The sequence below is a fragment of the Cellulomonas algicola genome, from assembly GCF_019024305.1.
Lineage (GTDB): Bacteria > Actinomycetota > Actinomycetes > Actinomycetales > Cellulomonadaceae > Cellulomonas > Cellulomonas algicola.
In genome coordinates, this window is sequence record NZ_JAHKSJ010000002.1 from 368,354 (window position 1) to 391,175 (window position 22,822).

21 protein-coding genes are annotated in these 22,822 nt (G+C 74.7%); 17 read left to right on the forward strand and 4 right to left on the reverse strand.

Annotation, left to right across the window (positions count from 1 at the left end; genetic code table 11):
• Positions 1-8: 8 nt before the first annotated feature.
• Together KOV94_RS01700 and KOV94_RS01705 are read left to right on the forward strand one after the other, a co-directional pair.
• On the forward strand, positions 9-875 hold the full coding sequence (locus KOV94_RS01700; RefSeq protein ID WP_218051053.1) for a TetR/AcrR family transcriptional regulator: 867 nt from the start codon (positions 9-11) through the stop codon (positions 873-875).
• Positions 872-2,953 carry an acyl-CoA dehydrogenase family protein gene (locus KOV94_RS01705; RefSeq protein WP_218051054.1) on the forward strand — a complete coding sequence of 694 codons (2,082 nt, stop codon included), beginning with the start codon at positions 872-874 and terminating at the stop codon, positions 2,951-2,953. Before KOV94_RS01700 ends, KOV94_RS01705 begins: the two co-directional genes overlap by 4 nt.
• 129 nt (positions 2,954-3,082) lie before the next feature.
• Here the strand turns inward: KOV94_RS01705 and KOV94_RS01710 are convergent, their stop codons facing one another.
• From KOV94_RS01710 to KOV94_RS01720, 3 genes are all read right to left on the reverse strand, one after another.
• Positions 3,083-3,748, reverse strand: coding sequence for a pentapeptide repeat-containing protein (locus KOV94_RS01710; protein ID WP_160142851.1), 666 nt, complete (start codon positions 3,746-3,748; stop codon positions 3,083-3,085).
• A gap of 175 nt (positions 3,749-3,923) precedes the next feature.
• Positions 3,924-4,856, reverse strand: coding sequence for an aldo/keto reductase (locus KOV94_RS01715; RefSeq protein ID WP_124342340.1), 933 nt, complete (start codon positions 4,854-4,856; stop codon positions 3,924-3,926).
• 57 nt (positions 4,857-4,913) lie between these two features.
• Positions 4,914-5,678 carry a DUF2599 domain-containing protein gene (locus KOV94_RS01720; RefSeq protein WP_218051056.1) on the reverse strand — a complete coding sequence of 255 codons (765 nt, stop codon included), beginning with the start codon at positions 5,676-5,678 and terminating at the stop codon, positions 4,914-4,916.
• Between the two features lie 111 nt (positions 5,679-5,789).
• On the opposite strand from KOV94_RS01720, the gene KOV94_RS21100 reads away from it, so the two are divergent.
• Positions 5,790-8,003, forward strand: coding sequence for a SpoIIE family protein phosphatase (locus tag KOV94_RS21100; RefSeq protein ID WP_218051057.1), 2,214 nt, complete (start codon positions 5,790-5,792; stop codon positions 8,001-8,003).
• An 87-nt stretch (positions 8,004-8,090) separates the two neighbouring features.
• Here KOV94_RS21100 and KOV94_RS01730 read toward each other — a convergent pair whose 3' ends face one another.
• Positions 8,091-8,810 (reverse strand): hypothetical protein, encoded by a 720-nt coding sequence (locus tag KOV94_RS01730; protein WP_218051058.1) that lies wholly within the window; start codon positions 8,808-8,810, stop codon positions 8,091-8,093.
• Between the two features lie 258 nt (positions 8,811-9,068).
• Here KOV94_RS01730 and purL point away from each other — a divergent pair, with 258 nt between their 5' ends.
• The 14 genes from purL (at position 9,069) to fliQ (ending at position 22,821) form a co-directional block, all read left to right on the forward strand.
• Complete coding sequence (gene purL, locus KOV94_RS01735) at positions 9,069-11,444, forward strand: phosphoribosylformylglycinamidine synthase subunit PurL (protein ID WP_218051059.1); 2,376 nt, start codon at positions 9,069-9,071, stop codon at positions 11,442-11,444.
• Between the two features lie 361 nt (positions 11,445-11,805).
• Positions 11,806-13,353, forward strand: coding sequence for a trypsin-like serine peptidase (locus KOV94_RS01740; RefSeq protein ID WP_218051060.1), 1,548 nt, complete (start codon positions 11,806-11,808; stop codon positions 13,351-13,353).
• 10 nt (positions 13,354-13,363) lie between these two features.
• On the forward strand, positions 13,364-14,359 hold the full coding sequence (locus KOV94_RS21105; RefSeq protein WP_218051061.1) for an MvdC/MvdD family ATP grasp protein: 996 nt from the start codon (positions 13,364-13,366) through the stop codon (positions 14,357-14,359).
• A 10-nt stretch (positions 14,360-14,369) separates the two neighbouring features.
• The gene (gene gdhA, locus KOV94_RS01750; RefSeq protein ID WP_124344384.1) at positions 14,370-15,704 is read left to right on the forward strand and encodes an NADP-specific glutamate dehydrogenase; all 1,335 of its coding nucleotides are present in this window, start codon (positions 14,370-14,372) and stop codon (positions 15,702-15,704) included.
• 67 nt (positions 15,705-15,771) lie between these two features.
• Positions 15,772-16,854, forward strand: a complete 1,083-nt coding sequence (gene rsgA / locus KOV94_RS01755; RefSeq protein ID WP_218051062.1) for a ribosome small subunit-dependent GTPase A — start codon at positions 15,772-15,774, stop codon at positions 16,852-16,854.
• Positions 16,855-17,067: 213 nt separating this feature from the next.
• Positions 17,068-17,358 carry a flagellar FlbD family protein gene (locus KOV94_RS01760; RefSeq protein WP_307720309.1) on the forward strand — a complete coding sequence of 97 codons (291 nt, stop codon included), beginning with the start codon at positions 17,068-17,070 and terminating at the stop codon, positions 17,356-17,358.
• On the forward strand, positions 17,358-18,143 hold the full coding sequence (locus KOV94_RS01765) for a motility protein A (RefSeq protein WP_124343575.1): 786 nt from the start codon (positions 17,358-17,360) through the stop codon (positions 18,141-18,143). The genes KOV94_RS01760 and KOV94_RS01765 overlap by 1 nt, the downstream gene beginning before the upstream one ends.
• The gene (locus KOV94_RS01770) at positions 18,140-19,036 is read left to right on the forward strand and encodes an OmpA/MotB family protein (RefSeq protein WP_124343576.1); all 897 of its coding nucleotides are present in this window, start codon (positions 18,140-18,142) and stop codon (positions 19,034-19,036) included. The genes KOV94_RS01765 and KOV94_RS01770 overlap by 4 nt, the downstream gene beginning before the upstream one ends.
• A gap of 1 nt (position 19,037) precedes the next feature.
• Positions 19,038-19,550: a flagellar basal body-associated FliL family protein gene (locus KOV94_RS21110; RefSeq protein ID WP_218051063.1), complete on the forward strand. Its 513-nt coding sequence runs from the start codon at positions 19,038-19,040 to the stop codon at positions 19,548-19,550.
• Between the two features lie 134 nt (positions 19,551-19,684).
• Complete coding sequence (locus tag KOV94_RS21115; protein WP_124343578.1) at positions 19,685-20,614, forward strand: flagellar motor switch protein FliM; 930 nt, start codon at positions 19,685-19,687, stop codon at positions 20,612-20,614.
• On the forward strand, positions 20,611-21,318 hold the full coding sequence (gene fliN / locus KOV94_RS01785; RefSeq protein WP_124343579.1) for a flagellar motor switch protein FliN: 708 nt from the start codon (positions 20,611-20,613) through the stop codon (positions 21,316-21,318). The genes KOV94_RS21115 and fliN overlap by 4 nt, the downstream gene beginning before the upstream one ends.
• Positions 21,318-21,803, forward strand: a complete 486-nt coding sequence (locus tag KOV94_RS01790) for a FliO/MopB family protein (protein ID WP_124343580.1) — start codon at positions 21,318-21,320, stop codon at positions 21,801-21,803. Before fliN ends, KOV94_RS01790 begins: the two co-directional genes overlap by 1 nt.
• Positions 21,800-22,549, forward strand: a complete 750-nt coding sequence (gene fliP, locus KOV94_RS01795) for a flagellar type III secretion system pore protein FliP (RefSeq protein WP_124343581.1) — start codon at positions 21,800-21,802, stop codon at positions 22,547-22,549. Before KOV94_RS01790 ends, fliP begins: the two co-directional genes overlap by 4 nt.
• A complete protein-coding gene (gene fliQ, locus KOV94_RS01800) occupies positions 22,549-22,821 on the forward strand; it encodes a flagellar biosynthesis protein FliQ (protein ID WP_124343582.1) in 273 nt (90 codons plus the stop codon). The genes fliP and fliQ overlap by 1 nt, the downstream gene beginning before the upstream one ends.
• The last annotated feature ends 1 nt before the right edge of the window (position 22,822 follow it).

Below are 22,822 nucleotides of genomic sequence, written 5' to 3' on the forward strand. Positions count from 1 at the left end.
TCGGTTTCGTGAGCCCCATCACACGAGGGCCGTCGACGACGACGCGACCCACGCTCCTGCGCCCCGACGCCGGGACCCCGCCGCCGGCCGACCACGGCCTGTCCGACGCCCACGAGCTGCCCGTCGACGGCCGCTCCACCCGCTGGGCCGACCACCGCGAGGCCCGCCGGGCCGAACTCGTCCGCGTCGCGCGCCGCACGGTCCACCACCACGGCCCGGACGTGTCGATGGAGGAGATCGCGGCCGCCGCCGGCACGTCGAAGTCGATCGTCTACCGCTACTTCACCGACAAGACCGGCCTGCAGATCGCCGTCGCCGAGGCCGTCGTGCTGCAGATCCAGGGCGCCCTCGAAGGCGTCCTGCGCGTCTCGCCGACGCCCCGCGAGGGCCTGCGGGCGATGGTCGCGGTCTACCTCGAGATGATCGAGTCCTCGCCGAACGTCTACGCGTTCGTGACGCGCGACGGGTCCGTCGAGTCCGGCGGCCCGCTCGGCCACTTCCTCGACTCCGTCACCGCGCTCGTCGCCGCCCCCTTCGCGCGCGGGCTCACGCAGGAGCAGCCTGACGGCCGCCGCACCGCCCGCCGGCCCGAGGCCGCCCCCGACGAGGCCGCCCCCGCCGACGACGACGAGGCCGCGCGTGTGGCGCTCGCCGAGGCGTGGGCCGCCGGCGCCGTCGGCTTCGTCCGCGGCGCGGGGGAGTGGTGGCTCGCGCACCGCGACCAGCCCGGCGCCCCCGACCGCGAGGCCCTCACCGCCCAGGTCGCCGCCTGGCTCTGGGCCGGACCCGTCGGCCTGCTCGCCCGCGACCGCACCCGACCCGACGCACCCCACCCTGACGCGACGCACCCCGCAGACCCGGAGGAGTCCCGATGACGACGACCACCCCCCGCCCGACCCCGGCGGAGACCGAGCAGGGCGACCCCCGGCTCGACGCCGACGTCCGCCTGGACGTCGACCACCTCGCGCACCTGCTGCTGGGCCACTACCCGGAGCTGCGACTGGGCGCGCGCCGGCTCATGGCCGACGAGCGGTTCCACCGCATCGAGGGCCTGCCGCTGGCCGAGCACCGCGACCGGGTGCTCGGCCAGCTGCGGCTGCTCGCCGCCGAGGGCGACGTGCACCGGTCGTTCCCCGTGCGGTTCGGCGGTGCCGAGGACCACGGCGGGTTCCTCGCCCGGTTCGAGGAGCTCGGCCACGCCGACCCGTCGCTGCAGATCAAGTCCGGCGTGCAGTGGGGGCTGTTCGCGTCCGCGATCTACCACCTCGGCACCGAGCGCAGCCACGACCAGTTCCTCGCCGACGCGCTGTCCGTCGCGGTCCCGGGTGCGTTCGCGATGACCGAGACCGGCCACGGGTCGGACGTCGCCGCGATCGGCACGACCGCGACCTTCGATGTCGAGACCGAGGAGTTCGTCATCCACACGCCGTTCCGTGCGGCGTGGAAGGACTACCTCGGCAACGCGGGCCAGCACGGCACCGCGGCCGTCGTGTTCGCCCGCCTCATCACCTCGCCCGCGGGCAAGCCGCGCGTCGACCACGGCGTGCACGCGTTCTACGTCCCGATCCGCGACCCGCAGACCATGGAGTTCCTGCCGGGCGTCGGCGGCGAGGACGACGGGCTCAAGGGCGGGCTGAACGGCATCGACAACGGCCGGCTGTGGTTCGACCACGTGCGCGTCCCGCGCGTCAACCTGCTCAACCGCTACGGCGACGTCGACGCCGACGGCACCTACTCCTCGCCGATCGCGAGCCCGGGCCGCCGGTTCTTCACGATGCTCGGCACGCTCGTCCAGGGCCGCGTGTCGCTCGACGGCGCCGCCGTCACCGCGTCGCGCCTCGGCCTGACGATCGCGATCACCTACGGCAACCAGCGCCGCCAGTTCGCGGGCGCCGGGAACGACGAGGTCGTGCTGCTCGACTACGCCGAGCACCAGCGGCGTCTCCTGCCGCTGCTCGCCGAGACGTACGCCGCCGGGTTCGCGCACGAGGACCTGCTCGCCGCGTTCGACGACGTCTTCTCGGGCCGCAACGACACCCCGGAGACGCGCGAGGACCTCGAGACGCTGGCCGCCGCGCTCAAGCCGACGTCGACCTGGTTCGCCCTCAAGACGCTCCAGACGTGCCGCGAGGCGTGCGGCGGTGCGGGCTTCCTCACCGAGAACCGGCTGACCAGCCTGCGCGCCGACATGGACGTCTACGTGACGTTCGAGGGCGACAACACCGTGCTCTACCAGCTTGTCGGCAAGCGGCTCCTCACCGACTACGCCAAGGGCTTCAAGCACCTCGACGCGGTCAAGGTCGCGCAGCTCGTCGCCGAGCGCGCGTCCGACGCCGCCCGGTTCCGGACGCCCCTGCACCGCGCGATCCAGACCATCGCCGACGTCGGCGACGTCCGCCGCAGCGCCGGCCAGCTCCGCGAGACCGACACCCAGCGGGCGCTGCTCGTCGACCGGGTCGAGACGATGGTCGCCGAGATCGCGCAGGCCCTGCGCCCGGCCCAGAAGGCCGACGCCGCGACGTCCGCCGCGCTGTTCAACGGCCAGCAGCACGCGATCGTCGAGGCCGCGCGGGCGCACGCCGAGCTCGTCCAGTGGGAGTCGTTCACCGCGGCCCTCGCGCGCGTCGACGACCCGGGCACGAAGCAGGTCCTCACGTGGGTCCGCGACCTGTTCGGGCTCACGCTCGTCGAGCGGCACCTCGCCTGGTACCTGGTCAACGGGCGCCTGTCGGCCGGCCGCGCGCGGACCGTCACGTCGTACATCGACCGGCTCGTGTCGCGCCTGCGGCCGCACGCGCAGGACCTCGTCGACGCGTTCGGCTTCGAGCAGGCGCACCTGCGCGCGCCCATCGCGTCGGGCGCCGAGCAGACGCGTCAGGACGAGGCCCGCGCCTGGTACCGCGCGCAGCGCGCGTCGGGCGACGCCCCGATCCCGGAGAAGCACACCCGCTGACCCGGCACGACGACGGGCCCCGGGCGCGCGGTGGAGGCGCAGCCCGGGGCCCGTCCGCGTGCCGGTGCCGTCGCCGCGTCGGACGTCGCGACCAGCACGCGGCTCCGCCGGGGTGTGCGCGTGTCGTGCTCAGGCGATGCTGCCGCGCCAGGCGGGCGGCGCGTCCGGCGCGTCGGTGACGGTCGACAGCGCGGCGCCGTCGGTGGCCAGCAGCACGACGAGCTCGGGCACGGTGCGCTGGACCGTGCCGCCGTCGCCGGCGAGGTCGACGACCCCGTCGACGGGTCCGACGCTGCCGACGGCCCCGCGGACCGTCGTCCCGCCCCACGTCGTGGCGTCGACGAGGACGCCGTGCAGGTCCGTGTCGGACAGGTCGGCGCCGCGCAGGTCCGCGCCGCCCAGGTCGGTCCGGACCAGGTAGGAGCCGCTGAGGTCCGCGTCCGTGAGGTCGGAGCCCGTCAGGTCGGTGCGGACCAGCCACGTCCGGTGCAGGCGCGCGCCGATCGCGCACACGCCCGACAGGTCGGCCTTGCCGAGCCGCGCGTGCGTGAGGTCGGCGCCGCGCAGGTCCGCGCCCGCGAGGAGCGCACCGGACAGGTCCGCGCCCCGGAGGTCGGTGCGCTGCAGGTCCACGCCGAACAGGTCCGCGTCGGCAAGGTCGGCCCCACGCAGGTCGGCCCCGGCGAGGTCGGGTGCCGACGGGTCGGACCCGAGGTCGAGGCGCGCGCCCTCGGCCCCCGACGTGCGCAGCCAGGTCCGGTGCGCCTCCAGGCGTGCGGCCAGCGTCTCGGTCACGGGGCTCCCTCCCGTCGGCACCCCGACCACCCGAGCATGACGGGCGGCCGGGGTGCGCGGCCAGGCTGTTCCCGCGGGCTGGACGGCGGCACGAGCGCCGGTCGCGCACCCGGCGCGCGCCTGTGGCGCACGCACAGGCCGGGCGGGCGCGACGAGGCCGGCGGTGGCGTCGGCGTCAGGCCGGGGCGTCCAGGCGGGCGACGAGGTCGTCGTCGAGGGTCAGGCGTGCGCCCGCGACGGCCTCCTCGACCTGCTCGACGCGCGTCGCACCGACGATCGGCACGACGCCGTGCGCGACGAGCCACGCGATCACGACCTGGTTGGCCGAGACCCCGAGCTCGCTCGCGACCTCGTGGAGGACGGCGAGCCGCGCCGTCGTGCCGGGGTGCTCGAAGAGCTCCTGCATCGGCTTGTCCGGCCGGGTGTAGGCCCCGAACATCAGGGTGTTGTAGGCCCAGAGCGTCAGGTCGCCCTCGGCGGCGAGGTAGTCGAACGTCTCTGGGGTCGCGAGCGTGTGCCCGCCCTCGGGCAACCGGACGCCGGGCCGCGGCTGCAGGTAGGTGTGCCGGAGCTGCACCTGCGTGAACGGTGCGACGCCCAGGTCGCGCGCGGTGCGACGTGCGCGCTCGAGGCGCCAGGTGGCGTGGTTGCTCGCGCCGAGGACCCCGACGGTGCCGTCGGCGACGAGCGCACCGAACGCGCCGACCGTCTCCTCCAGGGGGACGGCACGGTCCTCGACGTGCGCCCAGTACACGTCGATCCGGTCGGTGCCGAGGCGCTTGAGCGACCCCTCGACGGCCGCGCGGATCGCGGCGGCGGACAGGCCCTCGACGTCGTCGAGCGTCCGGTCGCCCGGTGTGCGGGGACGCGCACCGACCTTCGTCGAGAGGACGACGGCGTCGCGGTTGCCGCGCGCGGCGAGCCAGCGGCCGATGGTCGCCTCGCTCTCGTCGCCCGTGCAGCCGTCCTGCCAGAACGGGTAGTTGTCGGCCGTGTCGAGCCGGGTGCCGCCGAGCTCGACGAACCGGTCGAGGATCGCGGACGAGTCCTGCTCGTCCACGGTCGTGCCGAGGGGGATGGTGCCCAGTGCCAGTCGCAGATCGGTCATGACGACACCGTGCCGCTTCGAGCGCGCTCGAACGCAAGCCCTGCGCGCCTCGTGGTCCTACTCCGGGTTGCAGCGCGCGGCGATCATCGTGAACGCGTCCACGTCGGGCCGCCACGGCTCGAGGTTCCACTGGTCCTTGTCCGGCGCCCCGAGCATGTGGCAGAGCAGCTGGTCGTGCATCGTCGGGGCGTCGGCCCGCGGCTCCTGCGCGACGAGCTGCGCCCACGTGAGGTCCTGCGCGGCCAGGCCGGACGCGCGCGCCCAGGCGGTGGGCGTGAGACCGAGCGACTCGCCGCCCTCCCGGTCGCCCCAGGAGAGCGCCGCGACCGTCGCGGACGCGAGCCACAGGTCGGTCCCGGCAGCGCCGTCCACCCGCACCAGGTCCGGCGCGACGGCCACCGCAGCCCCGCCCGACACGCCGCCCACCGGCACCCCGGCGGCGTCGGTCACGAGCACGGACCCGTCGGCCGGCACCGTGAGCGACCACCCCGCGGGTGCGGCGACGAGCGCGGTGCCGGGCGAGACGGTCGCGCGGGCGCTCCCGTCGGCGTCGGCCGCGACCGTCACGGTCGCCGGCGCGACGGTCAGGAGCGTCAGCGCCACCGGCCCGGAGACGAGCGGGACGCCCTGCGCGCGGACCGTCGCGGCGTCGGGTGCGGCGGGCGCGGACGGCGTCCGATCGGGCGACACCGCGTCGGTCGGGGAGGCCGACGGCGTCGGGCTCGTCGTCGCGTCGTCCGCACGCCGCGGACCGCACCCGACCAGCGTCAGGAGCAGCGCGACACCGGCCGCGACGGCGGCGGACGACGTGGCGCGGCGCATGGCCGGACGCTAGCAGCGCGGCGTCACCACCGGTCACGACCCTGTGGCGTCCTATGCTGACCGGACTGGTGTCCGGACGCGCGGCACCCACCTGCCCGCCGAGGGGGGCCTGTGCCCGTCCGAGACGCTGCCGACGACGACGCCCCCGCGGCGTCCGTCGACTGCCGTGACGGCGTCGTCCACCCGGACGGTGTCGAGGCCGTCGCCCGCGCGCTCGAGGGTGAGCGCGTGCGCTGGCAGCTCGCCGTCACGGCGGGGGAGGTCGGCGGGTTCGACTGGGACCTCGTGAGCGGACGGCTCGAGTGGGACGACCAGCTCCACGCGATCTTCGGGATCCCGCGCGAGGAGTTCGCCGGGACGATCGAGCACTTCGCGGCGGTCCTGCACCCCGACGACGTCGGGCGCGTGACCGAGGCGCTGCGCACCGCGATCGCCGCGTGCGCCGAGTACGCCGCCGAGTACCGCGTCGTCCGCCCGGACGGCACGGTGCGGTGGGTGCAGGCGCGAGGCAAGGCGCTCCGGGGGCCCGACGGCACGGCCGTGCGCGTCCTCGGGGCGGCGTACGACACGACCGACCGACGCGACGCCGACGCCCGCATCTCGCGCGTGCTCGAGACCATGTCCGCGGCGTTCTTCCTGCTCGACGACGCGTGGCGGTTCGCCTACGTCAACGCCGAGGCCGAGGTGCTGCTCGCGCGGCCTCGCTCGGAGCTGCTCGGCGGTGTCGTCTGGGAGCTGTTCCCCGACGCGCTCGGGTCGGCCTTCGAGGAGAACTACCGGGGCGCGGTCCGCAGCGGCGAGCCGCGCACGTTCGAGGCCTACTACCCGGCGCCGCTCGACCGCTGGTACGAGGTGCGCGCCTGGCCCGGCACGGACGGGCTGTCGGTGTACTTCTCCGACTGCACGGAGCGCCGCCGGTCCCAGGACGAGGCGCGACGCGCCCGCGACCGGGCCGAGACCGAGCGCCGGGCCGCCGAGTGGGCCCGCCAGCGCGCGGAGGTCGGCCAGGCGCGGCTGCGGCTGCTCGCGGAGGTCGGTGACGACCTCGCGTCGACGCTCGACACCGAGGACGCCGTCGCGCGGCTGGCCCGGCACCTCGTGCCGAGCCTCGCGTCGTGGTGCCTCATCACGCTGTCGAGCGACCAGCGCCACCTGCGCGACATCGCGTCGTGGCACGGCGACCCGGCGAGCCGCGAGAAGGTCGCGCGGTACGCGCGGCTCCGGCTCAACTCGCTCGACCCGTCGTCGTACCTGTACCGGGCGCTGCGGACCGGCGAGGTCGTCGCGGTGCCTGACGCGACGCGCGCGATCTCCGAGGTCCTCACGGTCGGCGAGGCCCGGTCCGTGCTCGGCGAGCTCGCGCCGCAGAACGCGTACGCGATCCCGCTGCGCGCCCGCGGCCGCACGGTCGGCGCGATGACGCTGTTCCTCGACGCGGGCCGGCGCGACCTCACCAGCGACGACCTGGCGATGCTCGTGCAGCTCGCCGACCGGGCAGGGCTCGCGCTCGACAACGCGCGGCTCTACGAGGAGCAGCGGCAGATGGCCGAGTCGCTGCAGCGTGCGCTGCTCTCCCCGCCCGTCCAGCCCGACGGCCTGCACGTCGTCGTCCGGTACCTGCCCGCGTCGAAGGCCGCGCAGGTCGGAGGCGACTGGTACGACGCGTTCCTCCAGCGCGACGGCTCGACCGTGCTCGCCGTCGGCGACGTCATCGGGCACGACACGCAGGCCGCGGCGGCGATGAGCCAGGTCCGCACGCTGCTGCGCGGCATCGGCTACACGTCGGGCGCCGCGCCTGCGACGATCCTGCGCGACCTCGACGAGGCGATGCAGGGCCTGCGCGTCGACACCATGGCGACCGCCGTCGTCGCGCGCCTCGACCCGGCCGACGCGTCGGTCACGTCGGGTGACGCCGGTGCGCGGCGGCTGCGCTGGTCCAGCGCGGGCCACCTCCCGCTCGTCGTCGTGGCGCCCGACGGGATCGCGCGCGCGCTCGAGGTGGGCCGTCACGAGCTGCTCCTCGGGGTCGGCCTGGGGACCGAGCGTGCCGAGCACGAGGTCCTGCTCGCGCCGGGCAGCGTCCTGCTGCTCTACACCGACGGGCTCGTCGAGCGGCGCGGCGAGCACCTGTCGCACGGGGTGGCCAGGCTGTGCGAGGCCCTCACGGAGACGCTCGCCGGGGTGTCCCTCGACGACGAGGACGGCCTGGGGTGCGGCGTCGACGACCTCGTCGGGCGCATGCTCGACGGCCACGCCGACGACGACGTCGCCGTCCTCGCGGTGCACGTCCGCGCGCACCCCGGCTCGCAGCCCACGGCCGCCTGACCCGCGCCAGGCGTCGGCGGGGTCCTGCCGAGGGAGTGCGTCGATCGTGCCCGGACGTGGTGCCCCGGGCGGGGAGCGGGTCCCGGCCTACAGGCGGTGCGCGGGGCGGGCGCGCCGCCCGCGACGGTGGACCGACCGCAGCACGACGCCCGCAGCGAGGGCGGCCGTGCCGACGCCGAGGACGGGCACCAGCAGGCTGCTCCCGGTGATGGCCAGCGCGCCGTCCGACCCGGCGCCGGCGCTCAGGACCTCGGACCGCACGACCGACGCGGACGACGTCGGGCCCGGGCTCGCGACGAGCGCCGCACCGCTCACGGTCGGGCTCGGCGTCGGGGCGGGCGTCCCGCTCGCGCTCGGCGCCGGGGCGGGTGCGGCAGCCGGGGGCGGACCGGCCGGCACGGCGGGGATCGGCTCGACCGGCTCGGCGGTGGTCGGGGCGTCGGTGCACGCCGGCCGCTGCCCGCCCTCGCCGAAGTGCTCGTTGTACCCGCTGACCTCGACCCACGTGACGCAGTACGTGCCGGGCAGGCCCAGCTCGGTCCACGCGAACCCCGTCCGGCCCGCGAACGCCCCCTGCGCGGTCGCGGCCTGGACGTGGAGCTGCGCGGTGAGCGTCTGGCCGTCGACGACGTACCGGACGTTGACGTGGTCGTGCTCCACGAACGTGCGGCCGCCGGGCAGGGTGAGCCCGTCGGCGGTCACGGTGTAGGGCGTCGGGTCGTCCGAGCCGCCCGCGAACGCGGCGGCCGCGCTGCCTGCGAGCAGCAGGCAGGACAGCGGGACGACGGCGGCGGCGCGGCGGAGCATCGGACCTCGGGCGGATCGGTTCGGACGGCGTGCGGGCACGACCCTAGGCGGGATCCGGACATCACGGACGAACCGGGCGATGAGAGTCCGGTGAGAACCTGCACGTCAGGGGCGTGCGGCGCGCCGGGGCCGTCCCGCCGCCGCTGCCGCTGGACGCCCAGCGGCCCGCCGTCCGGCCGCGGGTACCCTGGTCCCCGTCTGCCGACCCCGCCGCGGTCCGGCGTCCCGCCGCCGTCCGCGCCCCCACCGAGGGAATCGATGACCACCGCATCCCCCCGCACCGCGCCCACGACCGACACCGTCGAGCACGCCGCCGCGACGCCCGACCAGGAGCAGCCGTTCGCCGAGCTCGGGCTCAAGCCGGACGAGTACCAGCGGATCCGCGACATCCTCGGCCGCCGCCCCACGGCCGCCGAGCTCGCGATGTACTCCGTGATGTGGTCGGAGCACTGCTCCTACAAGTCGTCCAAGACGCACCTGCGCCAGTTCGGCGACAAGACGACGCCGGCGATGAAGGAGCACCTGCTCGTCGGCATCGGCGAGAACGCGGGCGTCGTCGACATCGGCGACGGCTGGGCCGTCACGTTCAAGGTCGAGTCGCACAACCACCCGTCCTACGTCGAGCCCTACCAGGGTGCGGCGACCGGCGTGGGTGGCATCGTGCGCGACATCATCTCGATGGGTGCGCGCCCGGTCGCCGTCATGGACCAGCTGCGGTTCGGCGCGGTCGACCACCCGGACACCGCGCGCGTCGTGCACGGCGTGGTCGCGGGCGTCGGCGGCTACGGCAACAGCCTGGGCCTGCCGAACATCGGCGGCGAGCTCGTCTTCGACGCGTCCTACCAGGGCAACCCGCTCGTCAACGCGCTGTGCCTCGGCGTGCTGCGGCACGAGGACATCCACCTCGCCAACGCGTCCGGTGCGGGCAACAAGGTCGTGCTCTTCGGCGCCAGGACGGGCGGCGACGGCATCGGCGGCGCGTCGATCCTCGCGTCGGAGACGTTCGACGACACCAAGCCGTCGAAGCGCCCGTCCGTGCAGGTCGGCGACCCGTTCATGGAGAAGGTGCTCATCGAGTGCTGCCTCGAGCTCTACGCGGCGCAGGTCGTCGAGGGCATCCAGGACCTGGGCGCGGCCGGCATCTCCTGCGCGACGAGCGAGCTCGCGTCCAACGGCGACGGCGGCATGCACGTCGACCTGGAGAAGGTCCTGCTGCGCGACCCGACGCTCACGGCCGGCGAGATCCTCATGTCGGAGTCGCAGGAGCGCATGATGGCCGTCGTCGCGCCCGACAAGCTCGACGCGTTCCTCGCGATCACCGGCAGGTGGGACGTCGAGACCGCCGTGATCGGCGAGGTCACGGGCACGGGCCGCCTGACGATCGACCACCACGGCCAGCGCATCGTCGACGTCGACCCGAAGACCGTCGCGCACGAGGGACCGGTCTACGACCGCCCGTACGCGCGCCCCGCGTGGCAGGACGCGCTCAACGCCGACTCGGTCGCCGACGAGTCGCGGTTCGCCCGCCCGTCGACCGCCGCGGACCTGCGCCAGACGGTCCTGCGGCTGCTCGCGAGCCCGAACCTCGCGGACAAGTCGTGGGTCACGAACCAGTACGACCGCTTCGTGCAGGGCAACACCGCGCTCGCGCAGCCCGACGACTCGGGCGTGATCCGGGTCGACGAGTCCACCGGCCTGGGCGTCGCGCTCGCGACCGACGCGAACGGCCGCTACGGCAAGCTCGACCCGTACACGGGCGCGCAGCTCGCGCTCGCGGAGGCGTACCGCAACGTCGCGACGACGGGCGCCCGCCCGCTGGCCGTGACGGACTGCCTCAACTTCGGCAGCCCCGAGCACCCCGACTCGATGTGGCAGCTCGTCGAGGCGATCCGCGGCCTCGCGGACGCGTGCCAGGAGCTCGAGGTGCCGGTCACGGGCGGCAACGTCTCGCTCTACAACGGCACGGGCGAGCCCGGGAAGATCGACTCGGCCATCCACCCGACGCCGGTCGTCGGCGTGCTCGGCGTGCTCGACGACGTCGCCGACGCGGTGCCGTCGGGCTGGACGACGCCCGGCCAGGCCGTCTACCTGCTCGGCGAGACGCGCGCGGAGCTCGACGGGTCCGCGTGGGCCGACGTCGTGCACCAGCACCTCGGCGGCACGCCGCCGCGCGTCGACCTCGCCGCCGAGCGCCGCCTCGCGCAGGTCCTCGTCGCCGCGGCCCGCGACGACCTCGTCGACTCCGCGCACGACCTCTCGGAGGGCGGCCTCGCGATCGCGCTCGTCGAGTCGAGCCTGCGCTACGGCACGGGCGTGCAGGTCGACCTGGACGCGCTGTGCGCGCGGGACGGCGTGACGCCGTTCGAGGCGCTGTTCGCCGAGTCGCAGGGGCGCGTGCTCGTCGCGGTCCCGCGCTCGGAGGAGGTGCGCCTGCTCGACCTGTGCACCGCGCGCGGCGTCCCGGCGCTCCGGCTCGGCGAGACCGCGGAGACCTGCACCCCGGGTGCGGGCACGCCCGTCGACGACGCGGACCACGAGCACGCCCCGGCCGTCGAGGTGCGCGGCCTGTTCACGCTGCCGCTCGTCGAGGCGCGCGCCGCCTGGTCGGCGACGCTCCCGCAGTACTTCGGCTGACCCTCCGCGACGGCCCGCCCGGCGCCGCCGCACCGCAGCACCCGACGCCCGCGTCCGCCTCGTGCGGCGCGGGCGTCGTCGTGCGTGCGGGGTGCGGGTGCCGGGCGGGGCGGCCGGTCGGGGTCGCGCCGCGTCGGTCGTCGGCGGCCCGGGAGCAGGTGCGGACGGCACGCCGCTGCACCGGGAGGCGTGCCGTCCGCGCGCAGGGTGTGCGCGGGGTCCATGAAACCGGACGGCACGGACCCGAATCGTTTCGAGCGCGACGCCTCCGCGGACGCCCCCCGGTATCCGAGCGCCGGCGCCGCGCTCCTTCCTCGGTGGCGCGGCAGGGGGACTGTCGCCGACCTGAAGGAGCACGGCCATGCCAGCGAAGAAGAAGCAGCCGGCCGACCTCGGCGGCGACGGGTTGTACCCGCCGCACCTCGAGGACCTGCCGGGGCAGGAGACCCGCGGAGCCGGGGAACGCGTGCCGTACGCCGACGTGCTGCGGTCCATCTGCGGCGCGACGGACGACTCGCAGGAGGTCGAGCAGTACGACGGCACGCTCGGCGTGACCGTCGCGTTCGTCAACGCCCACGAGCGGCCCGTCGTGCAGGTGCAGTGGAACAGCGACCTCGCGACGACGTTCACCAACCCGGGCAACGTCAACGGCGTGCGGTGGGGGACCGGCACGCTCATCGGCCCGGACCTCGTCCTCACGTGCGGCCACCTGTTCGACCCGGACCCGAACGGCTGGACGATCCCGCGGCAGAACGGTACGAGCACCCCGCTGTCGCCGCAGCAGGCCGCGACGGCCATGCACGTCAACCTCAACTACCAGGTGGACTCCGGCGGCACGCTCCAGGCCGAGCAGTCGTTCGCGATCACGCAGCTCGTCGAGTACCGGCTCGGCGGGCTCGACATGGCGCTGTTCCGCGTCGCCGGCAACCCCGGCCACACCTACGGCTGGTCCGAGTTCGGCACCGCGAACCCCGCGGTAGGTGACATGCTCGCGATCATCGGCCACCCCGTCGGCGCACCGAAGCGCATCGAGGCGGGACCGGCCACGCAGGTCACCGCGACCACCATCCGGTACGCCGACATCGACACCCTCGGCGGCAACTCCGGGTCCGGCATCCTGCACTCCCCGTCGGGACGCGTCGTCGGCGTGCACACCAACGGCGGCTGCACGGCCACGGGCGGCAGCAACTCGGGGACCGCGATCGCGGCGATCGTCGCGGCGTCGCCCACGCTGCAAGGGCTCACGCCGAGCTCGAGCACCGGGTCCGGGCTGGACTTCGCGACGCCGCTCGCGGCCGACATCACCGGCACGCTGCTGTCCGCCGACACGGCCGCGTCGACGGACACGGGCTTCCAGGACGTGATCGGCACCCCGATCGCCCAGGACGTCGCGACGACGATCGCCGCCGACACGGCGACGCCGAAGATCCAGGACCTGCTCGGCACCCCGCTGTCCCAGGACCTGGCGACGACGCACGCCACGGACATCGGCACCGCGACGCTCCAGGACCACCTGGGCACGCCGCTCGCGCAGGACCTCGCCACGCCCGTCCAGCGGGACAACCTCACGTCGCTGAACCGGGACACGCACATCGCGCTCGACGCGGGCACACCGGTCGCGATCGACTCGGGCGCCGCGGACCAGCCCGGCACGCTGTTCGCCGCGGACGTCGGCATCCTCAACCCCGGCGGGACCGTCGTGAACCCGGGCCTGACGGGCGGCCTCGTCGGCGGCCAGCGGCCGTTCGTCCAGGCCGGGCCGTACATCTCGCTCGGCCAGGACGAGGCCGGCGACACGGTCCTCGCCGCGGTGCTCGCCGAGCTCGAGGCGCTCATCGCCACCCAGACGCAGGTCCTCGGCTCGCTCCAGGCGCTCCACGCGACCCTGGCGGGCGAGGCGGACGGCTGACGAGGCCGACGTGATCGGCATCGTCTCCCACGCGGGCGACCTGCACACGCAGACCGTGGCCCGGCACCTCGACGACCGGGGTGCCGGGCACCGGCTGCTCGACACGTCGCGCGTGCCCGCGGCGGCCGCGCTCACCACCCGGCAGCGTCCCGACGGGACCTGGACGGGCACGTGGGCGGACGCCGACGGCACGCTCGACCTCGCGGACGTCGGCGCCGTCTGGTGGCGTCGCCCGCAGCCGTTCGTCCTGCACGACGAGGTGACGCGCCCGCACGACCGCGGCTTCGCGCACGGCGAGTGCGCTGCGATGGTCGCGGGCCTGTGGGCGTGCATGGATGCGGAGTGGGTCAACGACCCGGACCGGGACGAGGTGGCGTCGCGCAAGATGCGGCAGCTCCAGCTCGCTGCGCGGCTCGGGCTGCGGGTGCCGCGCACGTGCATGACGAACGACCCGGCGCAGGCGCGCGACTTCGTCGGCTCGGAGCCGTCCGGCGTCGTCTACAAGTCGTTCTCCGCGACGCCGCGCACGTGGCGCGAGACCCGGCCGGTGCGCGCCGAGGACGTCGAGATGATCGACGCCGTGCGGTTCGCGCCGGTGATCTTCCAGGAGCTCGTGCCGGGCGGGCGGGACGTGCGGGCGACCGTCGTCGACGGCCAGGTGTTCGCGGCGGAGATCCGCGCCGACCGGTCGGCGTACGAGTTCGACTTCCGGATCGACACGATGAACGCGCCGATCAGCACGCACCGGCTGCCCGACGACGTCGAGCGCCGGCTGGTCGACCTCGTCGCGACGCTGGGCCTGCGGTACGGCGCGGCCGACTTCCGCGTCGCACCGGACGGGGAGCACGTGTTCCTCGAGGTCAACCCCGCGGGCCAGTGGCTGTTCGTCGAGCTCGCGACCGGGCTGCCGATCTCGGCGGCCCTGGCCGACCTGCTGGTGCGCCTCGACGCCCGCGCCGGAGATCCCCGTGAGACGGTTGCCCCACGCACCGGAGCCGCCGTGTGACCATGGGCCGATGAAGGAGCAGCTCGCCGACATCCTCGACCAGGTCCTGCGACGCAACCCCGGGGAGCGCGAGTTCCACCAGGCCGTCCGCGAGGTGTTCGAGAGCCTCGAGCCGGTCCTGCGCAAGAACCCGCAGTACGTCGACGCCGCCGTCCTCGAGCGCCTGTGCGAGCCCGAGCGGCAGATCATCTTCCGCGTGCCGTGGGTCGACGACTCCGGGCGCGTGCAGATCAACCGCGGCTTCCGCGTCGAGTACAACTCGGCGCTCGGCCCGTTCAAGGGCGGCCTGCGGTTCCACCCGTCGGTGTACCTCGGCATCGTGAAGTTCCTGGGCTTCGAGCAGGTCTTCAAGAACTCGCTCACGGGCATGCCGATCGGCGGCGGCAAGGGCGGCTCGGACTTCGACCCCCGCGGCCGCAGCCAGGGCGAGGTCATGCGGTTCTGCCAGTCCTTCATGACCGAGCTGTACCGCCACCTCGGCGAGCACACCGACGTGCCCGCGGGCGACATCGGCGTCGGCGGCCGCGAGATCGGTTACCTGTTCGGCCAGTACAAGCGCATCACCAACCGCTGGGAGGCCGGCGTCCTCACCGGCAAGGGCCTGTCGTGGGGCGGCTCGCTCGTCCGCACCGAGGCCACCGGCTACGGCACGGTCCTGTTCGCCGAGCGCATGCTCGGCACCCGCGGCCAGTCGTTCGACGGCCGCCGCGTCGTCGTGTCGGGCGCCGGGAACGTCGCCCAGTACGCGATCCAGAAGGCGCAGCAGCTCGGCGGGCACGTCGTGGGCTGCTCGGACTCGACCGGCTACGTGCTCGACGAGCGCGGCATCGACCTCCCGCTGCTCCAGCAGGTCCGCGAGGCCGAGCGCCTGCCCGTGTCCGTCTACGCCGAGCGCCGCGGCGCGACGTTCGTGCCCGGCCGCCGCGTCTGGGAGGTCGGCGCCGAGGTCGCGCTGCCGTGCGCGACGCAGAACGAGCTCGACGAGGACGACGCCGCCGCGCTCGCCCGCTCCGGCGTCCTCGCGGTGTCCGAGGGCGCCAACATGCCGACGACGCCCGCCGCCGTCGCGCTGCTCACCGAGGCCGGCGTGCTCTTCGCGCCCGGCAAGGCCGCCAACGCGGGCGGCGTCGCGACGTCCGCGCTCGAGATGCAGCAGAACGCGAGCCGCGACGCGTGGTCGTTCGAGTACACCGAGCAGCGGCTCGCCGGGATCATGCACGCGATCCACGACCGCTGCCTGACGACCGCCGACGCGTACGACGCACCTGGGAACTACGTCGTGGGCGCCAACATCGCGGGCTTCACCAAGGTCGCCGACGCGATGCTCGCCCTCGGCGTGGTCTGACCGCGGGCCGGTCGCGGGCCGCCAAATCCGTGGCCCGCCCGTCGTGGGCGCGCCTACCGTCGGCCCGATGACGACCGAACCGGACACGATCCCCGCGGGGGCCGTGCGCGTGGTCCGCGCCGACCGGGGCGCGGTCCTCGTGCTGCCCGCGCAGGCGCTCGTCCCGCACGACGCGCGCCCGGTCGGCGCCGCCGCCGAGCCCGACGAGCCGCGCCGCGTCCCCCTCGACCGCGACGGCTGCGTCGCGGGGGACGACGGCCGCACACCCCCGACGGTGGGGGACTGGCTGCTCCTCGACGAGACCCCCGACGGCCCGCGCGTCGCGACGATGCTGCCGCGGACCACCGCGCTCGTGCGCGACACCGCGGGCGAGACCTCGCGGACCCAGGCGCTCGCCGCGAACGTCGACGCGGTCCTCGTCGTCGAGCACCTCGACCCGGACCCCGACCTGGGCCGCGTCGAGCGGCTCCTCACGCTGGCCTGGCGGTCGGGCGCCCGGCCCGTCGTCGTGCTCACCAAGGCGGACCTGGTGCCCGACCCCGACGGCATGGCCGCCGACGTCGCGCGCGTCGCGCTCGCGGTCGACGTGCACGCGGTGTCCGCGCAGGACGGGCGCGGGCTCGACGAGCTCCGGCAGGACGTCCTGCGGCCCGGGCACACGCTCGTCGTCGTCGGTCCGTCGGGTGCGGGCAAGTCGACGCTGGTCAACGCCCTGGCCGGACGGCCGGTCATGGACGTCGGCGACCGCCGCTCGGACGGCAAGGGCCGGCACACCACGACGCACCGCGAGCTCGTCCCGCTGGCCGACGGCGCGATGCTCGTCGACACCCCCGGGATCCGTGGCGTCGGGGTGGTGGCCGACGCCGACGCGCTCGACGCCACGTTCTCCGACGTCGCGGAGCTCGCGGCCGCCTGCCGGTTCTCCGACTGCCGGCACGAGCAGGAGCCCGGCTGCGCGGTCCGCGCGGCCCTCGAGTCCGGCGACCTGGCACCCCGGCGGCTCGACTCGTACCGGCGGCTGGAGCGCGAGGCCGCCTACCAGGCGCGCCGCGTCGACGCGCGTCTCGCCGCCGAGGAGCGCGCGCGGTGGAAGAAGGTCACCAAGGAGTACCAGCGCGGGATGCGCGGCCCGGGCCGTCCCCGGTCCTGACGGGGCGCACGACCGACGCGCGACCGCGCGGCACCGGCGCCCGACCGGCCGGCGACCGGTGCTGACCAGGGCGATCACGACCGATCGCGGGCAAACCCTCACACCTCGCGGACCCCGGCCGATCAGATGAGCACAGGGCCCACGGACGGGCCCGGGGCGGCGAGCGCCGCCTGCAGGACCAGGTGACCAGGGACGGGTGCCGCAGTGATCGTCGTGACGCGCCTCAACGGAGGACAGATCGGGGTGAACCCCGACCTCGTCCAGCGCATCGACTCCGCGCCGGACACCATCCTCACGCTCATCGACGGGACGAAGTACATCGTCACCGAGTCGCTGCCCGAGGTCATCGACCGCATCAACGAGCACCGCGCCTCGATCCTCGCCCGGGCGCGCGAGATCCAGTCGTCGCCGCACATCGGGCTCGTCCCCGACCTCGAGGACGACGACCGGACCACGCAGGCGCCCATCGCGCCGGCGGTGCCGCTGCGACCGAGGAGCGTGTGATGGACCCGGCCGGCATCATCGGGATCGTCGTCGCCCTCGTCGCGATCTTCGGGGCGATGATCCTCGAGGGCGCGGACCCCATGTCCGTCATGCTGCCCGCGCCGCTGCTGCTGGTGTGGGTCGGCACGATCGGCGTCGGCCTCGCGGGGCACACCCTGCGCGACGCGAAGGAGTCGTTCGCGGCCGTCCCGCGCGCGCTGCGCAGCGGCATCCCCGACCCGTCGGAGACCGTCGACACGCTCGTGAGCCTCGCGGACCGGGCCCGGCGCGAGGGCCTCCTCGCGCTCGAGGACGCCGCGCGCACGATCGACGACCAGTTCCTGCGCGCCGGGCTCCAGGCCGCGATCGACGGCACGGACCCCGAGGACCTGCGCATGATCCTCGAGGACAAGATCGCCACGAAGCGCACCCGTGAGCGTGCGCACGCCAAGTACTTCCAGGACATGGGCGGCTACGCGCCCACGATCGGCATCATCGGCACGGTCGTCTCGCTCGTGCACGTGCTCGAGAACCTGGCCGACCCCGCGTCGCTCGGGCACTCGATCGCCGCCGCGTTCGTCGCGACCCTGTGGGGCATCCTCTCGGCCAACGTCGTGTGGCTCCCGCTGGGGACGCGCATCCGCCGCATCTCCGACCTCGAGTGCACGCAGATGGAGATGACGCTCGAAGGCCTGCTGTCGGTCCAGGCGGGCGCGAACCCGCGCCTCGTCGGCGAGCGCCTGCGCAGCCTCCTGCCCGACGTGCCCGAGGGCAAGGACGCCAAGGCGAAGTCGAGGGCCGCATGAGCGGGCGGCGGCCGCGGCGCCACGTCGAGGAGGAGCACGTCAACCACGAGCGCTGGCTCGTGAGCTACTCCGACATGATCACGGTCCTCATGGCGCTGTTCATCGTGCTGTTCGCGATCAGCCAGGTCGACCAGGAGAAGTACATCGCGCTGCGCGACTCGCTCGCGGCGGGCTTCATGGACACGACGACGTCGCCGTCGGTGCTCGAGGGCACGTCGGGGAACCTCGACGGCGCGACCGTGCACAAGGACACGACGCCCGCCGACGGCTCCGCGGGCATGGTGAGCGCGGACAGCGGGCTCGGCCTGCAGGCCGCCGACCCGATGACCCCCACCACGCAGACGCCGCAGGAGTCCGTCGACCCGGCGGTCCTCGCGGCCGCGCAGGCGGAGGCGGCGCACCTGCAGGACCTCGAGGCGCGCATCATGCAGGCGCTCGCGGCGAACGGCCTGGACAGCGCGGTGCGGATGCGGATCGACGAGCGCGGCCTCGTGCTGGGCCTCGTCGCGGACGACGTCTTCTTCGCGCCGGCCCGCGCCGAGCTCACCGACACCGCGAACCGTGTGCTCGACGTCGCGGCGCCGCTGCTCGTGGGCATCGGCGAGAACATCTCCGTCGAGGGCCACGCCAACGTCATCCCGGTCTCCGGGCGGTACGCGACCAACTGGGAGCTGTCGTCCGACCGGGCCACCCAGGTGCTGCGGCACCTCGTCGAGGTCGACGGCATGCCGGGCAGCCGGATCATGGCCGTCGGGTTCGGCGACACGCGCCCGCTCGTCGCGGGCGACACCCCGGAGGCGCTCGCGGCGAACCGCCGCGTCGACCTCGTCGTCCTCAGCAACGCGCCCGAGCAGGTCCGCGCGCTGCTGCCGTCGCTGACCCAGGGAGGCTGACGTGCCCATCGAGCAGCGGGTCATCTCGGGCCCGAAGATCGGCGCCAAGATCGGCGGGAACGCGTCCGCGGCCCCCGCGCCGGCGCCCGAGCCCGAGCCGAAGAAGCGGCGTGCGCCGTCGAAGAAGCTCCTGATCATCGGAGCCGTCGTGGTGGTCCTCGCGGCTGCCGCAGCCGCCTGGTTCCTGTTCTTCCAGGGCGACGGTGCGCCGCCCGAGGAGCCCGCGCCCGAGGCGGGCGAGGTCGTGCAGGTCGAGCCGATCAGCCTCAACCTGGCCGACGGGCACTACCTGCGGCTGGGACTCGCGCTGCAGCTGACCACGGACGCGCACGAGTCGCCCGACCCGGCGCGCGCACTCGACCTGGCCATCGAGCTGTTCTCGGGCCGGACGGTCGCCGAGATCTCCGACCCGACCAGCCGCGCGGCGCTCAAGGAGCAGCTCGCGCACGCGCTCGTCGAGGCGTACGAGGGCGAGGTGATGGACGTCTACCTGACGAACTACGTCACGCAGTAGGCCGGCCGCAGCCGGCGACCCAGGGCACCACGGAGGGTGCCCGCACCGCCCCGCAGTCCGTCGCACGAGGCGACGGAGGGGATGAAGTCAGGGGTTTCGCTCAGCACCCCTGCGCGCCCGCCGATAGGGCGGTCGTGACACCCCTTGCGCCGCAGCCCGCCCGTCGGGTGCGCACCGCCGAGCCCGAGCCGTACGACTTCCGTCGACCGCTCACCCTCGCCCGGGAGCACGCGCGCCACCTCGAGATGGCGTTCCAGCGGCTCGCCCGGCAGTTCGCGACCCAGCTCACCGCGCGCCTGCGCGTCGTCAGCCAGGTGACGTTCGAGGACCTGGAGCTGCGGACCTACGACGAGTACGCGGGCGGCCTGCCGTCGCCCACCGCGATGGTCCTGTGCACGCTCGAGCCGAGCCGCCAGCCCGCCGTCCTGCAGATGCCCGTCGGTGCCGCTCTCGTCTGGATCGACTACCTGTTCGGCGGCGACGGCCGCGGCGACGAGCGCGAGGGCCGCGAGCTCACCGAGATCGAGTGGACCCTGGTCAAGGACGTCCTGCAGCACGCGATCGGCGACCTCGACTACGCGTTCGCGGGCCTCACGTCGATGTCCGCGACGCTGCGCTCCGTGCAGTACAACCCGCAGTTCGTGCAGGTCGTCGCCGCGCAGGAGACCGTCCTCGTCGCCGCGTTCCTGCTGCGCGTCGGCGACCGCGAGGACCGCATGACGCTCATGCTCCCGTCCGACCTGCTGCTGGGCGCGCTGCGCTCGTCCGAGGGCAGCGACGCCCGCTCCGACGAGGAGCAGCGTGCCGTCGCGACCGCGCAGGGCGACCTCGAGCGGGCCGTGCACGGCGTCCCCGTGGACGTCGCCGTCCGCTTCCGGCCCGTCACCGTGCACCCGCGCGACGTCCTCGACCTCGCCGTCGGTGACGTGCTGCCCCTGTCCCACCCGTCGACCGACCCGCTGGACGTGGTCGTCGACGGGATCGTGCTCGCCCGTGGCGCCGCCGGCACCCACGGGCCCCGACTGGCCTGCCAGGTCGTCACCGTCGAGGAGATCCCCGCATGACCCAGACCACCGACGCCCTCACGGGCCAGACCGCCGCCGACGCCGCGGCCGCCCTGGTGCCCTCGGCGCTGCCGCTCGCCGCGGTGGGCGCGTCGCACCGGGACGTCCCGGCGGGGGCGACGGCGCTCGTCGCGTCGTTCGTCGGCTCGCCCAGCGCGGAGCTCGTGCTCGTCGCGGGCGACGCGGTGACCGAGGCCGTCGCGTCGTCGAGCGTGCCGCTCGAGCTCGCGGACGCGCTGCGTCCCGCGCTGGAGGCGGCGTCGCGCACGCTCGGCGCGGGCGTCCTCGAGACGGTGCGACCCGCACCGGTCGCCGAGGTGCTCGCCGACGACGCCGAGGTGTTCGCGCTGGCCGCCGACGGTGCCGCGCCCGCCGCGTGGTTCGCGGTGCGGGTGCGCAGCCCCAAGGTCGCCGGTCCCACGACGTCGCAGGTCCCGACGCCGCGCACCAACCTGCGCATGCTCTACGACGTCGAGATGACGCTCACCGCCGAGATCGGCCGGACGCGCCTGTCCGTCAAGCAGGTCCTCGACCTCGCACCCGGTGCGGTGCTCGAGCTCGACCGCACCGCGGGCAGCCCGGCCGACGTCCTCGTCAACGGGCGGCTCGTCGCGCGCGGCGAGGTCGTCGTCGTCGACGAGGTGTACGGCATCCGCGTCACGGAGATCGTGGCCGGCACGGACGCGGGCGGCTCGGACGACTGATGGACTCCGTCATGCTGCTCCTGCGCGTCGCCCTGTCGCTCGCGGCCGTCGTCGGCCTCGTGTGGTGGGTCGGCCGCCGGTGGGGGGCGGGGCGCGCCGCGGGCAGCGGGCGCTCCAAGGAGCCGCAGGTCCAGGTCGTCGGGCGGCAGTCCGTCGGCCGGCACGCCGGGGTCGCCGTCGTCGCGGTCGGGTCGCGCCGCCTGCTCGTCGGGTACGGCGAGCAGCAGGTCACGTTCCTCACCGAGCTCGCGCCCGTGGTCGAGGTGCACACGCCGCCGGCGCCCGCGCCGGCCAAGCCGGCGCCCGTCGCGAAGAAGGTCGTCGACGCCGACGTGCCGCACCCGCGCCCCGCGGGCGACGTGCGCCCGCCCGTCGACCTGCCGCTGGGCGACGTCAAGCACGGTGCGCTGCACGGCTCGGTGCTCGACCCCGCGACGTGGCGGCAGGCCGTGCGGACGCTGCAGGACCGCACGGTGCGCCGATGAGCACGCTCACCACGCTCGCCGTCACCTGGTTCGCCCCGACGCCGCCCACGGCGCCCGACGCGCCCGCCGTCGGCGACACCGTCACCGTCGCGGTCAACGGCGTCAACGGGACGCCCAGCAGCTCGATCGTCGTGCTGCTCGCGATCACGCTGCTCTCGGTCGCGCCCGCGCTGCTGCTCATGACGACGAGCTTCACGAAGATCTTCGTCGTCCTGTCGTTCACCCGGAACGCGCTCGGCCTGCAGGGCGTGCCGCCCAACCAGGTCCTCGCGGGGCTCGCGCTGTTCCTCTCGCTCTTCATCATGGCGCCGACCGTGAGCGACGTGAACGCGATCGGCGTCCAGCCCTACCTCGACGGGTCGTTGACGTTCTCCCAGGCCGTCGACGCGGGCTCCGGGCCGCTGCGCGAGTTCATGCTGGGCCACACGCGCGAGCAGGACCTCGCGCTGCTCACGCGTGCCGCGCAGCAGGACAACCCGGCGTCGCCGCAGGACGTGCCGTTCACGACGCTCGCCCCCGCGTTCCTGCTCTCCGAGCTGCGGTCCGCGTTCATCATGGGCTTCGTCATCTTCGTGCCGTTCCTGGTCATCGACCTGGTGGTCTCGGCGTCGCTCATGTCGATGGGCATGATGATGCTGCCGCCCGTGATGATCTCCCTGCCGTTCAAGATCCTGCTGTTCGTCCTCGTGGACGGCTGGGGGCTGGTGGTCACGTCGCTCGTGGGCTCCTACGTGGGGAGCGGCTGATGGACACCACCGCGGTCCTCGACGTCGGCGTCGACGCGCTCGTCCTCGCCGCCAAGCTCGCCGCACCCGTGCTCGTCACGGCGCTCGTCGTCGGCTTCGTCATCTCCCTGCTGCAGTCGGTGACGCAGATCCAGGAGGTGACGCTCAGCTTCGTGCCCAAGGCGATCGCCGCGGCGATCGCGCTCGTCGTGTGCGGGCACTGGATGATCTCCGAGCTCGTCACGTTCACGCACGAGCTGTTCGACCGCATCCCCGCGCTCGTCGGCGGCTGAC